Below are 13,178 nucleotides of genomic sequence, written 5' to 3'. Positions count from 1 at the left end.
CTTCAAGGCTTTCTTAGCTCTCTTTTGCTAATCCAGTTGGGCGAAGCCCGCGGGAAAGTTCCATGAACGAAATCGACCCCACGCGCCGTTTTTCTGCCGACGCGGTGCGCAAACTCGAGAGTCCTGCTGAAGGCGATGCGCCCGGCAGCCTGAACATTGTCGCCCGTCAGGTCGCTTCACAGTACCGGCGCGATACGATGTCGCCGATCATGGTCAGCGGCGTGTTGCGCCTGGTCGAATTCGGGCTGCTGTTCGCGTCCGGACTCCTGCTCTATTTCCACTATGTCGGCTTCTTCAACTATCTCGCCTGGCAGTATCCGCTGACCATCGCCGCCGCCTCGTTCGTCGCCGTGGTGCTGCTCGACGTCAGCGACTGCTACCAGATCGTCGCCTTGATGCGGCCGATCGCCAATTTCGGCCGCATGCTGCTGGTGTGGGCCGGCACCTATGCGCTGATGGCGCTGACGGCGTTCACCTTCAAGATATCCGAGGACTATTCGCGCCTGCTTTTCGGCGCCTGGTTCGTCGTCGGTTTCGTGCTGATCTTCTGCCTCAGGCTGGTGATGTCGAAGCTGATCCGCAGTTGGGCGCGCAACGGGCGCATGGAGCGCCGCGCCGTCATCGTCGGCGGCGGCAAGGCAGCGGAGCAGCTGATCCGTTCGGTCGAAAAGCAGCCTTACAACGACATCCGCATCTGCGGCATCTTCGACGACCGCGACGACAAACGCTCACCGCCCATCGTTGCCGGCTATCCCAAGCTCGGCAATATTTCCGAGCTGATCGAGTTTGCCCGCATCGCGCGCATCGACATGCTGATCGTGTCGCTGCCGCTGACCGCCGAATCGCGCGTGTTGCAGCTGCTGAAGAAGCTGTGGGTGCTGCCGGTCGACATCCGGCTGTCGGCGCATTCGAACGCGCTGCAGTTCCGCCCGCGCGCCTACTCCTATATCGGCTCGGTGCCGATGCTCGACATCTTCGACCGGCCGATCAACGACTGGGATTCGGTTGCCAAGCGCGCCTTCGACATCATCTTCTCGATCATCGGCATCATCCTGTTCTCGCCGGTCATGCTGGCCACGGCCATCGCCATCAAGCTCGACAGCAAGGGACCGGTGCTGTTTAGGCAGAAGCGGCACGGCTTCAACAACGAGATCATCGAGGTCTACAAATTCCGCTCGATGTATACCGACCGCTCGGACCCGACCGCCAAGCAGACGGTGACCAAGAACGATCCGCGCGTCACCCGCGTCGGCCGCTTCATCCGCAAGAGCTCGATCGACGAGCTGCCGCAGTTCTTCAACTCGCTGCTCGGCTCGCTGTCGCTGGTCGGTCCGCGCCCGCACGCCATTGCCGCCCAGTCGCACAACCTCCTTTATAACGAGGTGGTCGACGGCTATTTCGCCCGCCACAAGGTCAAGCCCGGCGTCACCGGCTGGGCGCAGATCAATGGCTGGCGCGGCGAGATGGACACCAACGAAAAGATCCGCATGCGCACGGAGTACGACCTCTACTACATCGAGAACTGGTCGCTGCTGTTCGATCTGCGCATCCTGCTGTTGACGCCGGTGCGGCTGCTCAACACGGAAAACGCGTATTGAACGCCTTCACGCATGCGCCGGCCGCGGTCAACACGTTGCCGCCTTCGGCGGTCAACGCCAAGCTGATCGCGCTGATTGCGTCGGGCGCGGTGTTCCTCGGCGTGTTTCTCTCCGGTTTCGTCATCGACGAGCCGGCACCCTATGATCTCTACATGGTCGGGCTGATCGGCGTGTGGGCGCTGTTTGGCCTGCGCATCTCGCGCGCGGCGGTGCCGCTGCTGGTGCTGTTGCTGACGATGAACATCGGCGGCATGATCGCGATGACGCAGATGTCGGACCTCGCCAACACGCCGCTCTATCTCGCCGTGTCGCTGTTCCTCGCCTTCACCGCGGTGTTCTTCGCCTCGGTGACAGCGGTGCAGCCCAACCTCTACCGGCTGATCTTCATCGCCTATGTCTTCTCCGCGGTAGCGACTTCGCTGCTCGGCATTGCCGGCTATTTCCACGCTTTCCCCGGCGCCGATATCTTCACCAGATACGACCGCGCCCAGGGCGCTTTTCAGGATCCGAATGTGTTCGGGCCGTTCCTGGTGCTGCCCGGCATCTATCTGCTCTATCTCCTGCTGACCGGGTCGATCGCGCGCATGCCGCTGTTGGCGGTGCCGCTGCTGATCATCACCGCCGGCATCTTCTTCTCGTTCTCGCGCGGCGCCTGGGGCATGTTCGCCGTCTCGGCAATCCTGCTCACCGGCTGCCTGTTCCTGCAAAGCAACAGCGGCAGGTTCCGGCTGCGTGTCGTCGTCATGACCATCGCGGCACTTGCGCTGCTGGTGATCGCGATGATCGTCATTCTGCAGCTTCCCGGCGTTTCCGAGATGTTTTCCAGCCGCGCCCAGCTCGAACAAAGCTATGACACCGCTCGCCTTGGCCGCTTCGCCCGCTACACGATCGGCTTCCAGATGGCGCTGGAACATCCGCTCGGCATCGGCCCGCTGGTCTTCGGCACGATCTTTGGCGAAGACACGCACGACATCTGGCTGAAGACGCTGATGGACTATGGCTGGCTCGGCTTCGTCTCTTTCCTGTCGCTGACCTTGTGGACGATCGCTGCCGGCTTCCGCATCCTTTTGCGCGACCGGCCATGGCAGCCCTATCTCTTGTGCGCCTATGTCGCCTTCATCGGCAATATCGGGCTCGGCACCTTCATCGACATCGACCACTGGCGCCACGTCTATCTGCTGCTCGGCCTGATCTGGGGCGCCATCGCGCTCGAATACCGCCACCAGCGGCTGTTGCGGCCGGCGCTGCAGCCCGTGCCGAAGGCGCCAAATCCATCCAGCAGAAAAGCCGCCGAATTCGGTTGACCCGAACCGGCTTATCACGATACATCGCGACCGGTCCGGAGTGTAGCGCAGCCCGGTAGCGCACTTGACTGGGGGTCAAGGGGTCGTCGGTTCGAATCCGGCCACTCCGACCATTAGTTCCTTGAAATCCCTAGTTTTTATTGAAGGCGCCCTCCGGCGCCTTTTCTCGTTTTCGGAACGAAAGGCGCCCATATCGCCCGTTTCGGAACCCGGAGTCCCGAAAAAGTCCCGAACTAACCGCGCGAATGTTCTGCATCCGTGCACGTTGCGATTCCGGAATTCGCCTACCAATCGCTCCCAAGGAACCCGAAATGCTAAGTCCGTCAATGGTTGATAATGCAACGGCCTGGCTGGCCTTCGCAGGCGTCGTTCTGTCGCTTGCGTGGTGGTGCTGAAATTGCTTACTCCGCCGCCCCCTTGGCAAAAGGTGACGCGCTCGGCACGCACAGCAGCGACCAACCGGCAGGCGCCGGCTGTTTTTGATATTCGGTGATAGCAGCAGCGCATTGTTCATGTGTGTCGAAAGAGCCGGGCAGAATGGCCATTCCCCCTTGCGGACCGGCGACTACCAAATACCAGATCAACGCTGCGGTCGAAGCCATGGCCTTCCTCGTCAGGGGGTTTGGAGCAGCAAACTAGTCGCCTAGAGGATGCTAGATATGCAGGACTGACCAGTGATAACACCCGCACTCCCGTCGCCCCAATGGGCGACGGGCTGCAGCCGTCTGCTGTGTTCAGTCGTAGACTTTGATGATCTTGTGCGTGCCCGGATCGACCACCACCGTCCGATTGTCGATCACGGTGTAGCGGTACTTCACATTCGGAACTTCATGAAGCTCCACCGTATCGGGGAGAGCCGTGCCGATATTGAGTTCCACACCGGGCAGCTTCAACGAAGCCAGGGGCTGCTTCTTCACGTATTCCCGGATGACCGTTTCCTGTTCCGGCTGAATGATGATGTCCTCGGCCGCGGCTGCGCCGAGACCGGCAAGCAACAAAACCGCCGCAGCGGTGCTGGTAAGATGGGTTCTCATAATCTGCTCCTTTCTGGGCTCGGCAGAGCGATATTGGCTCCGCGCAAAACCAACCGGACCTGCGAAAAAATGTTCCCCGGGCTGGACTTCGGTCGGAAGTGAGTCAGACCTAGGTCTGATGATGACAAGCAATGGTCTTACCAAGCGCGCTGGCCGGAACGAGGCCCCATCTGCAGCCGTTGTTTCACGTCTTCAACGGGAGGAATTCATGGATAGGAGTGTTGGCCAAGCGCGCTGGTTGCTCGCACCAATCTTCGGTGTGGCCATCACCGTCATGGTGATTGGATTGGCCCTTGGCTGACAGTTTGCACATTGGCGCAGCTGTGTACCATTCCTGCGCCAATAGGGGTTCGCCCGCTACGGCGGGATGGCGAGCGAACCCGCATTTTGGTGAGGGAGAGGCGGACCTAATGTTCAACGATAAGGAAACCCGATTTTGGGAAACTGGGCTGGTCCTGGCGGTGCCGCTCACCGTGTTGATCGCAAGCCTCCTTGGCCTATTGTGCATGCCTGGACTGATATGAACGCGGTCGTCGCTTTTGCGTGAAGAAGCCTCGTCTAGACCCGCGCGAAGTCGGCAAGCCCTAGACGTCGCCGCTGGCCTTCCGCGAACACGAGCGCGAATGCCTCCAATTCGAATGAGCGGGTAAGTTCCTGGTCTTCCTCGACCACGCGGACGAACCATTCGCCGCAGGCCTCAACCACTTCAACACAAGCACGGACCTTGTCTCTGCCTGTCACGTTGTCCACCGCAACCTCCTTAGAAAGCAATGGGGAACGCCGTTTTTTATGTCCGTCAAAACGGGTCTTTCAATTAAAAAAGACATACGCTTGCATTTTTCGAGCGGCCTTCAATAGGAACCATCGCCGCCGGGTTTCGTTTTCGTCCCGCGGATGGCTCCGTGACTGCCGGGCCTTCCACTGTTTGTTGGGAGCGACAAATGATCAGAAAGCTCAAATCCGGGAAATACCGTCTCTATTCGCGCAAGAAGGATGAAAAGACCGGCCGCCGACGCAATCTCGGTACTTTTGATAACCGCGAGGCCGCCGAAAAACATGAACGCGAAGTCCAGTATTTCAAGCGTCATTGAGGCGGATCCCGCCAATCACGAACTAGCGACCTGTTTCGTGATTGTCGTCGGTTCGACCCTAGTTGTTATCGAAGGGTGCCCGCAGGCGCCTTGTTGTTCCCCGAACGAAAGCCGCTCGAACCGCCTGACGGCGGCCGGTGGAACAAGTGCGGCGATGCCGACACGCTGTTGATTTGCCAGATCGGCAAGAGGTGCCAGTGACTCCTGGCCAGGCTCGAAAAGAGATCCCGTTGGTTTCCTCTCCGATCGAAATGCACCGCGAGGCCCTGGTCCGCTGCGAACAGGACCACGTAGCGCTCGATCTGATCGTCCGATAGCTCGCAATCGCAGACTGTATCCCGCACCAACTGAACTGCCGAAAACGTTGAGATGATGCGTCCGGGAGCACAGCAGTCGATATATCGCGCGACAGCGTCGATGACGTCGTCAGGAACGAGAAAGTTGAATTGGCGCGAACTGGTTTTGGTCGGCGCTACGATCCGCTTTAGCATTTCGCCTTCTGAAAGCCCCGCGCGATGCTAGTCTGGGGCAGATACATCAGCAAGGACTAATGGACAGCAGGTGGATGTTATGCACCGGATTCTAACATGCCCAGGAAACACCCGTCCCGCGCATCACCCTACTGGCAGACATCGACCCACTCGGCGTCGACGATTTGCGCCATAAGCTGCGGGTTGAGCCGCACGGCTGCGTTGGTTGCGCCTGCCGCGGGCACAACCTCGTCAAAGCCGCGCAGCGACACGTCGCAATAGACCGGGAGCGGCGCCGGCAGACCAAACGGGCAGACCCCGCCGACAGGATGGCTTGTCGCAGCGAAGACCTGCTCGGCGTCCAGCATGCGCGCCTTGCCGCCGAAGCGGTCCTTGAATTTGCGGTTGTCCAGCCGGGAAATCCCGCTGGCGACGACGAGCATCGTTTGATCGCCAACGCGCAGGCAGATCGTCTTGGCGATCTGCGCCGGCGTCACGCCATGCGCCTCTGCCGCCAGAGCCACCGTCGCCGAGCTGGCCTCCGTCACGAGGACCTCGACGTCGGGGGCACGGGCAGCGAGAAAGGCACGGACCGATTCAAGACTCATTTCGCCGTTGTTTCCTTCGAAATGGGGGCTGGAGCTTACTGGATAGCTTCCCCATCAACCGGCGGCAACCTTGCCGCCTTTCGACGCCCGCGGCGAGAACAAGCCGCTCGAATACAAAAAGCCCGCCAGGGCAAACCGTGGCGGGCGTGTTGAGAAGACGCTTGCCGTCGCTGCTATCAGACGGCTCGCCTTTCCGCGGGTTGCGCCAGCACTGCCGGATCGATCAGCGCACTTTCCGGAAGTCGAAGTGCCGCGGCGATGCGTCGAAGCCTCGACGGATCATGATCCTTGCCGTTCTCGATGTTGGCAATCTCATCGGTCGACAGGCCGCATGTCAGGGACAGCTCTTCCAAACTGTATCCCCGGCTTTCCCGTATGGCGCGCAGCGCGCTGTGGTCGGGCGCAATGTCAGTCGCCGCCAGTTCGGAGAGGGCTTCGCGTTTTGCATTTTGGGGCATTGGCAACTCCGTGGGCTGAAAGGGTTTGGATCAAATCATGGGTGTTGCCTGAGACGCGGGAGAATGCCTGCTCACTAACTATTTGCCAAGTGGCAATGGAAGCGTCACGGCATCGTGAACCAACGCTGGAACGGCCGTCTTGCCGACGAAGCCGGCGCTCCTCAAAGACTGTCCCATCAAATTCTTTTGAAGGACTGCGGATCGAATTGTTCGACGGTTTCAGGCCGCCCGTTCGTTGAACTGCTGTGGCTGGCAAACCAACCATCCTGGCCAACCACCCTGGCCAGCTTTTCGCAGAAGGACAAAACCCATGAATTTGAAGACATTCGCGATCGTGCTCGGCACGATTTCAAGCCTCGCCGGCACCAGCCTCGTCGCGGCTCAGGCAGCGGACACCACGCGCGTGCGCGGCACGGCGGTCGGTTTTGCCGGATCGACGCTGACGGTGAAGACCCGCGAGGGCAACACGGATGCGATCACGCTGGCACAGGGGTGGAAAATCTCCGGCGTCGCCAAGGCATCCGCCCAGAACATCAAGCAAGGCGACTTCCTCGGCATCGCGTCGGTCTCGAAAACCGACGGCGGCAGCGGCGCGCTGGAAGTCGTGGTCTTTCCGGCTGCTCTGAAGGGTGCCGGCGAAGGCGACCGCCCGTGGGATCTGCAGCCCAACAGTCGCATGACCAACGGCACTGTCGCCGATGTCACCAACATCGATGGCCGGACGGTGACGCTTACCTATGACAATGGCCAGAAGAAGCAGATCGCCATTCCGCAAACGACGCCGATCGTCACCTTCGCCCCGGCCGTCCCTGGCGACCTCAAGCCCGGCGCGACAGTGTTTCTCACCGCCGAGCGGGGCAGCGGTGGCGCACTCACCTCCGCCAGGGTCGTCGTCGGAAACAACGGCATCGTGCCGCCGATGTGAGGTGTCGAGCCCGTGAACCCCTCGGACACAATCCGGAAACAAAATTCTACAGTCGGGAAAACCTGTCGAAAAAATCCAGGAGGATAGTTCCAATCGCGGCGCTCATATCACCGGCATGATCCGGTGCCCCTCAAAGGCGGTCCGCGCAGAAAAGGAACCGAAGTCATGAAGAAGTCTCTCCTGTCGGCCCTCGGCCTGGCTTTTGCCCTGGCCGTCTCGCTGCCGGTCATCGGCGCCAGCAGCGCCGATGCAGCGCCGCTGCACAAGAAGCATCACCACCATCATCGTCATCACCACAAGCATCACTGGCATCACTACCACCACCACCACCATCATCATCACAAGAAGGTGGTTGCGAAGAAGATTTAGTATCCGTCTTGTCCAGTGGGAAGGCTGGCTTTGGACCTCTAACCAGGCTGCCTTTCTGCTGGTTTTTCATGCGCCGTGCTCGCCTCGCCAAATGAGGGCTTGATGCGGCCAGGGTGATGTATGCTAGGGGGATGACTTCGGGTCGATCGGCCCGCTTGCCGGCCTGACAGGGACTTTCCCGAGAGGTATCCCTAGTGAAGGCCAACATCCCGGTCAGACACCGTCTCGTTCTGGTTGTTGCGCGCCTGCTGCTGACGCTTCGCCACCCGGCCCTGGTCGTTCGGTTCGTCATGAAGCTGGGCTATTTGCCCAATCCGGCCGCCCCTGAGAGCTATCACGAGCGATTGCTCTGGCGAAAAATCTTCGACCGCAATCCACTGTTCGTGACGCTGACCGACAAGCTCGCGGCCAAGGCCCATATCCGCGACGCCTGCCCGGAACTGGCCTTGCCGCGGACGCTCTGGTCCGGACGCGACGCCATAGACATTCCTCGCGACCTGCTGGCCGGCGATGTCGTCGTTAAGACAAACCACGGCTGCGCGATGAACATATTCGTTGCCAGTGGCGACCCCAATCCCGGCTTCATCGTCGCCAAGGCGAAGCACTGGCTGAGAAAACGCTATGGCCGCCGCGATGGCGAATGGGCCTATTGGCCGATCGTTCGCACCGTGTTCGTGGAAGAGCGGCTGGCGCTCTCCGGCGCAAGGATCGCAACCGATATCAAGGTGCATGTCTGCGGCGGCGTGGTAACGCATGCCTGGGTCGAAGATAAGGCTGCGGAGCGTTCGCTGCTCTTGGATCGAGACGCCAATCCATTGCCCGGGCGCGATCCGGACTATCCCCGCGAGGATCAGGCGGTGCCCGTCAATGCGCGACTTCTCAGCTATGTCCGCCAGGCGGTGTCGATCGCCCCTGCCATCGCCGGCGACCTCGACTACCTCCGCATCGACTTCCTGGTCACCGATCATCGTCTCTATGCCGGCGAGATCGTCGTCTATCCCGGCGCCGGCTATGGCACCACCACCAATCCGGCGTTCGCCGGCGAAATCGAGCGGCTCTGGCGGCTCGATCGGTCGCATTTCATGGGGCGGCGGCACAGCGGTCTGGCGCGCTTCTATGCTGGCGCGCTGCACGCCAAATGCATGATCGATGCCGGCCATTCCCGACAGATACCGGCAGATTGCGAAGCCTGAAATTGACGCCGAGAATGACGCTTTGATGCCTGCGGCGCTCAAAAAAGTTTGAACCGCCGCGTGAACCTTTCCCCTCTGGGCCGCACCAAGTCGGCATGGACGCCAAGAAGGCGATCCCAATCCAGAAGGACGCCACAACGGCGATCCACGATCCAGAGAAGGAAATGCTCAAATGACCAACTATTCGAACTTCAAGCGCCTGTCCCTTGCCGCTGCTGTCGCCATTTCGGCGCTCGGCTCGATCTCGGTGCCGGGCTCGGCTTTCGCCAATGGCACGCATCCCACCGGCGACGGCGGCGCGGTTTGCAAGGGCGCAGGCCACTGTCTGGTGCTCGAGATCGAGTGCAAGGGCACCTACACGGACGCCACCGACAAGAACGGCACCGTCTATGGCAAGTGCAGCCAGACCGCGCAGGTTTCGCCGCAGGGCAAGATCAAGCTCGCGAAGTAATCGACTGCCGATCAAGGAAATGGCGGTCGTCCGCGGGACGGCCGCCATTTTCTTGTGTCCGGTACAGAGCGCCGCTACCTGCGGCTGAAGAGCAGGCTGGCGACCAGCCCGACCACCACTAGGCCCACGGCAGCGGCAGTCGCGGGATGATCGCGCGCCGTCCTTTCGATCGCCCTGCCCTGCTTCCTGATCGCGGGCAAGGCGTCACTGATGCGGTCGGCAAGCTGCGCATAATAGTCCGACGCGGCATCACGCCCGTCTTCGTAATAGGCGCCGCCCCGCTTGGCCACGACCTTGCGCAGTGCAGCCAACTCCTTGGAAAGGACAGCGACCTGCTTGTCCAGGTCGATATCGGTGATGGTCGAAAGCGATGCCATGATGTGTTTCCTTCATTGCAGAAGGAGAGGTAACGCATGGCTGCAAAGCCGGTTCCGGCTTTTGGAGGAACAAGGCGCTGACGCAGCGATCGGCCTGCGGTCAGCGCACCTGATCCAGCAGGCGCTTGCACTCGAGAAGGTCGAACAGCGCCTCCTGCAGCAAAGCGCGGTTGTCGCGCGACAGTTTCGACGCGCCCGGCTGGACAGGACCTTCGTCGTCGGTCTTGCCGAGGCCGAAGAAGCGGCGGCTGGGTTTCACCTTGGGTTGGCCGACCAGCATCTCGTCGTCCATGCCGCGCGGCTGGGCCGCAGGCGTCAGCGGCACGGCGTCGGCCTGCCGGCGCTGCGAGATCGCCTCGACCGCCGCCATGTCGCCATTGCCGATGGCGACCAGGAAATGGTTGCCGTTCTCGCGCAGCAGTTTTTGCACGCCCTTGATCGTATAGCCCTGGTCGTAGAGCATATGACGGATGCCCTTGATCAGTTCGACATCCTGCGGCCGGTAGTAGCGGCGGCCGCCGCCGCGCTTCATCGGCTTGATCTGGTTGAAACGCGTTTCCCAGAAGCGCAGCACATGCTGCGGCAGGTCGAGATCCTCGGCGACCTCGCTGATGGTGCGGAAAGCATCGGGGCTCTTGTCCATGGGCGAATCCTCTCGCTGGACGGCGATCCGGCTCATTTTGCCGAATCGAGCTTTATTTCAGCGGTTTATGAAACAACATTCAAGCCCGGCGTCAAAGAGGACCACCGTTTTCAACCACAGCTTTGAGGCGGTGCCTATTTGCTGCCCTTGGCCTTGCTGTTCTGGTGAGAGCGCAAGATGCGGCTCTTCAGCACGTTCGACGACTTGAAGGTCATCACCCGGCGCGGCAGGATCGGCACTTCCTCGCCGGTCTTCGGGTTGCGGCCGATGCGCTCATTCTTGGAGCGGACGTGGAACGTCGCAAAGGACGACAGCTTCACCGTCTCGCCGCGAACGATCGCTTCGCAAATCTCGTCCAGAACCGCTTCGACAAGCTCAGCCGATTCCGTGCGCGACAAACCGACCTTGCGGTAAACAGCTTCGGCAAGGTCGGCGCGCGTAAGTGTCTTTCCCCCCATGCGACCGTCCCATCAGCTCAAAAACATAAATCGATACAAGCAAAGGCAGAGCCTAAGTAATTGATCCGGCAAGGTCAAGGACCGAACCCGTCCGTTCGGCACTTACCAGCGGACCAGCACCGCGCCCCAGGTGAAGCCCCCGCCCATCGCCTCGAGCAGCACCAGATCACCCTTCTTGATGCGGCCGTCGGCGACCGCCACTGAGAGAGCCAGCGGCACAGAAGCAGCCGAGGTGTTACCGTGCAAATCGACGGTGACCACCACCTTTCGCTCTTCTATCCCGAGCTTTTTGGCCGAAGCGTCAATAATCCGTTTATTGGCCTGATGCGGCACGAACCAGTCGAGGTCGGCGGCGGTGATACCGGCCTGAGAGAACGTCGCCTCGATGACGTCGGTGATCATGCCGACGGCGTGCTTGAAGACTTCGCGACCTTCCATCCTGAGATGGCCGACCGTCCCGGTGGTCGATGGTCCGCCGTCGACAAAGAGCTTCTCCTTGTGGACGCCGTCGGAACGCAGGCTCATCGCCAGCACGCCATGGTCGGCAATGCTGCCTTCCCCCTCGCCGGCTTCCAGGACGATCGCGCCGGCGCCGTCGCCGAACAGCACGCAGGTCGAGCGGTCGCTCCAGTCGAGGATGCGCGAGAAGGTTTCCGCGCCGATCACCAGAACCCGCTTGGCCTGGCCGCCGCGGATATAGAGGTCGGCGGTGGTCACCGCGTAGACGAAGCCCGAGCACACCGCCTGCATGTCGAAGGCGAAGCCATGATGCATGCCGAGCCGGTTCTGGATCTCGACGGCGGTCGCCGGAAAGGTGTTGTTGGGCGTCGATGTCGCCAGCACGATCAGGTCGATATCGGCTGGCGTCAGGCCGGCGCTGTCGAGGGCGGCACGCGCCGCAGCCTCGCCCAGCGAAGCCGTCGTCTCGTCATCGGCCGCGATATGGCGCTGGCGGATGCCGGTGCGCTGGGCAATCCACTCGTCGGAGGTCTCGACCATGCCTTCGAAGTCGGCATTCTTCATGATGCGGCGGGGCAGCGCGGCACCGGTGCCGCGCACGACTGATCTGATCAAAGCTCTGTCCTATTCCTTCGCGTCGACAACGACGTCGGATTTCCTGTTTGCCTGGGCATGCGGATTGCGCGCATGGAACAGATCGAGGTCGGCCTCGATGCGGTCAAGCAAATTGTTGCGCACCATGTCGTAGCCAAGCTCGATCGCCGCCGCAAAACCATTCGAATCGGCGCCGCCATGGCTTTTCACCACGATGCCGTTCAGCCCGAGGAAGACGCCGCCATTGGAGCGGCCGGGATCCATCTTTTCGCGCAAGCGGTCAAAGGCGCCCTTGGCGAAGACGTAGCCGATCCTCGCCATCAGCGTCCTACTCATCGCCGCGCGCAAATAGCCGGCGATCTGCCTCACCGTGCCTTCCGCCGTCTTCAGCGCGATGTTGCCGGCAAAGCCTTCGGTGACGACCACGTCGACCGTGCCCTTGCCGATGTCGTCGCCCTCGACGAAACCGTGATAGTTCATCGAGGCCAGATTGGCCTCGCGCAGCATGCGCCCGGCTTCCTTGACCTCTTCCTGGCCCTTGATCTCCTCGACGCCGACATTGAGCAGGCCGACCTTCGGCCGGTCGATGCCGAAAACCGAACGCGCCATGCCGGTGCCGAGAATGGCAAAATCGATGAGCTGGTGCGCATCGGCGCCGATTGTGGCGCCGACGTCCAGCACCACGCTTTCGCCACGCATTGTCGGCCAGATCGCCGCGATCGCCGGACGGTCGATGGTCGCCATGGTGCGCAGGCAGAATTTCGACATCGCCATCAGCGCGCCGGTGTTGCCGGCCGAGATACAGGCTTGCGCCGTGCCGGATTTGACCGCCTCGACGGCTTTCCACATCGACGACTTCCAGCGGCCGTGGCGCAGTGCCTGGCTCGGCTTGTCGTCCATCCTGACGGCGATCTCGCAATGGACGAACTCGCTGACATCGGCCAGCTTGGGAAATTTGGCGAGCTCCGGGCGCACCACGTCCTCGCGCCCGTAGATGATGAAGCGGATATCAGGACGCCTTGTAGCGACCGTCATGAGCGCCGGGATGACCACGCCTGGTCCGTGATCGCCGCCCATGGCATCGATGGAAATCCTGATCACGCGGTGTTCATCTCACTTGCTTGGGGCCAGCGGCCTCGCGAAATA

The 13,178-nt window shown here is 61.3% G+C and carries 17 protein-coding genes and 1 tRNA gene; 8 read left to right on the top strand and 10 right to left on the bottom strand.

Translation table 11 applies throughout. The annotated features are described in order from the left end of the window. Window positions 1-62 precede the first annotated feature (62 nt). The 3 genes from AC1D0N_RS07830 to AC1D0N_RS07820 all read left to right on the top strand — a co-directional run bounded on the left by AC1D0N_RS07830 (window position 63) and on the right by AC1D0N_RS07820 (window position 3,015). A complete protein-coding gene (locus AC1D0N_RS07830; protein WP_477242856.1) occupies window positions 63-1,598 on the top strand; it encodes an undecaprenyl-phosphate glucose phosphotransferase in 1,536 nt (511 codons plus the stop codon). Next, entirely contained in the window at window positions 1,595-2,902 is a 1,308-nt protein-coding gene (locus tag AC1D0N_RS07825; RefSeq protein ID WP_477242855.1) for an O-antigen ligase family protein, read from the top strand. The genes AC1D0N_RS07830 and AC1D0N_RS07825 overlap by 4 nt, the downstream gene beginning before the upstream one ends. A gap of 36 nt (window positions 2,903-2,938) precedes the next feature. Continuing rightward, window positions 2,939-3,015: transfer RNA gene (locus AC1D0N_RS07820), tRNA-Pro, on the top strand. Window positions 3,016-3,303: 288 nt separating this feature from the next. On the opposite strand, the gene AC1D0N_RS07815 is transcribed toward AC1D0N_RS07820, so the two are convergent. From AC1D0N_RS07815 to AC1D0N_RS07805, 3 genes are all read right to left on the bottom strand, one after another. Beyond that, window positions 3,304-3,504 carry a hypothetical protein gene (locus AC1D0N_RS07815; protein WP_477242854.1) on the bottom strand — a complete coding sequence of 67 codons (201 nt, stop codon included), beginning with the start codon at window positions 3,502-3,504 and terminating at the stop codon, window positions 3,304-3,306. A 132-nt stretch (window positions 3,505-3,636) separates the two neighbouring features. Then, on the bottom strand, window positions 3,637-3,936 hold the full coding sequence (locus AC1D0N_RS07810) for a DUF1236 domain-containing protein (protein WP_477242853.1): 300 nt from the start codon (window positions 3,934-3,936) through the stop codon (window positions 3,637-3,639). A 558-nt stretch (window positions 3,937-4,494) separates the two neighbouring features. Then, the gene (locus AC1D0N_RS07805) at window positions 4,495-4,686 is read right to left on the bottom strand and encodes a hypothetical protein (RefSeq protein ID WP_477242852.1); all 192 of its coding nucleotides are present in this window, start codon (window positions 4,684-4,686) and stop codon (window positions 4,495-4,497) included. Window positions 4,687-4,877: 191 nt separating this feature from the next. Here AC1D0N_RS07805 and AC1D0N_RS07800 point away from each other — a divergent pair, with 191 nt between their 5' ends. Continuing rightward, complete coding sequence (locus AC1D0N_RS07800) at window positions 4,878-5,027, top strand: hypothetical protein (RefSeq protein ID WP_477242851.1); 150 nt, start codon at window positions 4,878-4,880, stop codon at window positions 5,025-5,027. A 619-nt stretch (window positions 5,028-5,646) separates the two neighbouring features. On the opposite strand, the gene AC1D0N_RS07795 is transcribed toward AC1D0N_RS07800, so the two are convergent. Then, entirely contained in the window at window positions 5,647-6,105 is a 459-nt protein-coding gene (locus AC1D0N_RS07795) for a YbaK/EbsC family protein (RefSeq protein WP_477242850.1), read from the bottom strand. A 176-nt stretch (window positions 6,106-6,281) separates the two neighbouring features. Then, on the bottom strand, window positions 6,282-6,563 hold the full coding sequence (locus AC1D0N_RS07790) for a helix-turn-helix domain-containing protein (protein WP_477242849.1): 282 nt from the start codon (window positions 6,561-6,563) through the stop codon (window positions 6,282-6,284). Window positions 6,564-6,873: 310 nt separating this feature from the next. Between AC1D0N_RS07790 and AC1D0N_RS07785 the strand changes: the two genes are divergently transcribed. From AC1D0N_RS07785 to AC1D0N_RS07770, 4 genes are all read left to right on the top strand, one after another. Next, complete coding sequence (locus AC1D0N_RS07785) at window positions 6,874-7,488, top strand: hypothetical protein (protein WP_477242848.1); 615 nt, start codon at window positions 6,874-6,876, stop codon at window positions 7,486-7,488. Between the two features lie 165 nt (window positions 7,489-7,653). Continuing rightward, complete coding sequence (locus AC1D0N_RS07780; protein ID WP_477242847.1) at window positions 7,654-7,857, top strand: hypothetical protein; 204 nt, start codon at window positions 7,654-7,656, stop codon at window positions 7,855-7,857. Window positions 7,858-8,051: 194 nt separating this feature from the next. Continuing rightward, window positions 8,052-9,050: an ATP-grasp fold amidoligase family protein gene (locus tag AC1D0N_RS07775; protein ID WP_477242846.1), complete on the top strand. Its 999-nt coding sequence runs from the start codon at window positions 8,052-8,054 to the stop codon at window positions 9,048-9,050. 172 nt (window positions 9,051-9,222) lie between these two features. Further along, window positions 9,223-9,501 carry a hypothetical protein gene (locus AC1D0N_RS07770; protein ID WP_477242845.1) on the top strand — a complete coding sequence of 93 codons (279 nt, stop codon included), beginning with the start codon at window positions 9,223-9,225 and terminating at the stop codon, window positions 9,499-9,501. Window positions 9,502-9,575: 74 nt separating this feature from the next. Here the strand turns inward: AC1D0N_RS07770 and AC1D0N_RS07765 are convergent, their stop codons facing one another. The 5 genes from AC1D0N_RS07765 to plsX all read right to left on the bottom strand — a co-directional run bounded on the left by AC1D0N_RS07765 (window position 9,576) and on the right by plsX (window position 13,133). Next, complete coding sequence (locus tag AC1D0N_RS07765) at window positions 9,576-9,878, bottom strand: hypothetical protein (protein WP_477242844.1); 303 nt, start codon at window positions 9,876-9,878, stop codon at window positions 9,576-9,578. A gap of 100 nt (window positions 9,879-9,978) precedes the next feature. Next, entirely contained in the window at window positions 9,979-10,521 is a 543-nt protein-coding gene (locus AC1D0N_RS07760; RefSeq protein ID WP_477242843.1) for a MerR family transcriptional regulator, read from the bottom strand. A gap of 134 nt (window positions 10,522-10,655) precedes the next feature. Continuing rightward, window positions 10,656-10,979: an integration host factor subunit alpha gene (locus AC1D0N_RS07755; protein ID WP_477242842.1), complete on the bottom strand. Its 324-nt coding sequence runs from the start codon at window positions 10,977-10,979 to the stop codon at window positions 10,656-10,658. 102 nt (window positions 10,980-11,081) lie between these two features. Further along, window positions 11,082-12,053, bottom strand: a complete 972-nt coding sequence (locus AC1D0N_RS07750) for a beta-ketoacyl-ACP synthase III (protein ID WP_477242841.1) — start codon at window positions 12,051-12,053, stop codon at window positions 11,082-11,084. A gap of 9 nt (window positions 12,054-12,062) precedes the next feature. Beyond that, the gene (gene plsX / locus AC1D0N_RS07745) at window positions 12,063-13,133 is read right to left on the bottom strand and encodes a phosphate acyltransferase PlsX (RefSeq protein ID WP_477242840.1); all 1,071 of its coding nucleotides are present in this window, start codon (window positions 13,131-13,133) and stop codon (window positions 12,063-12,065) included. Between the last annotated feature and the right edge of the window lie 45 nt (window positions 13,134-13,178).

The sequence above is a fragment of the Mesorhizobium sp. P2_E10 genome, assembly GCF_056404235.1.
The sequence above is the reverse complement of the archived record's forward strand: the minus strand, read 5'-3'. Positions and strand labels throughout refer to the sequence as shown.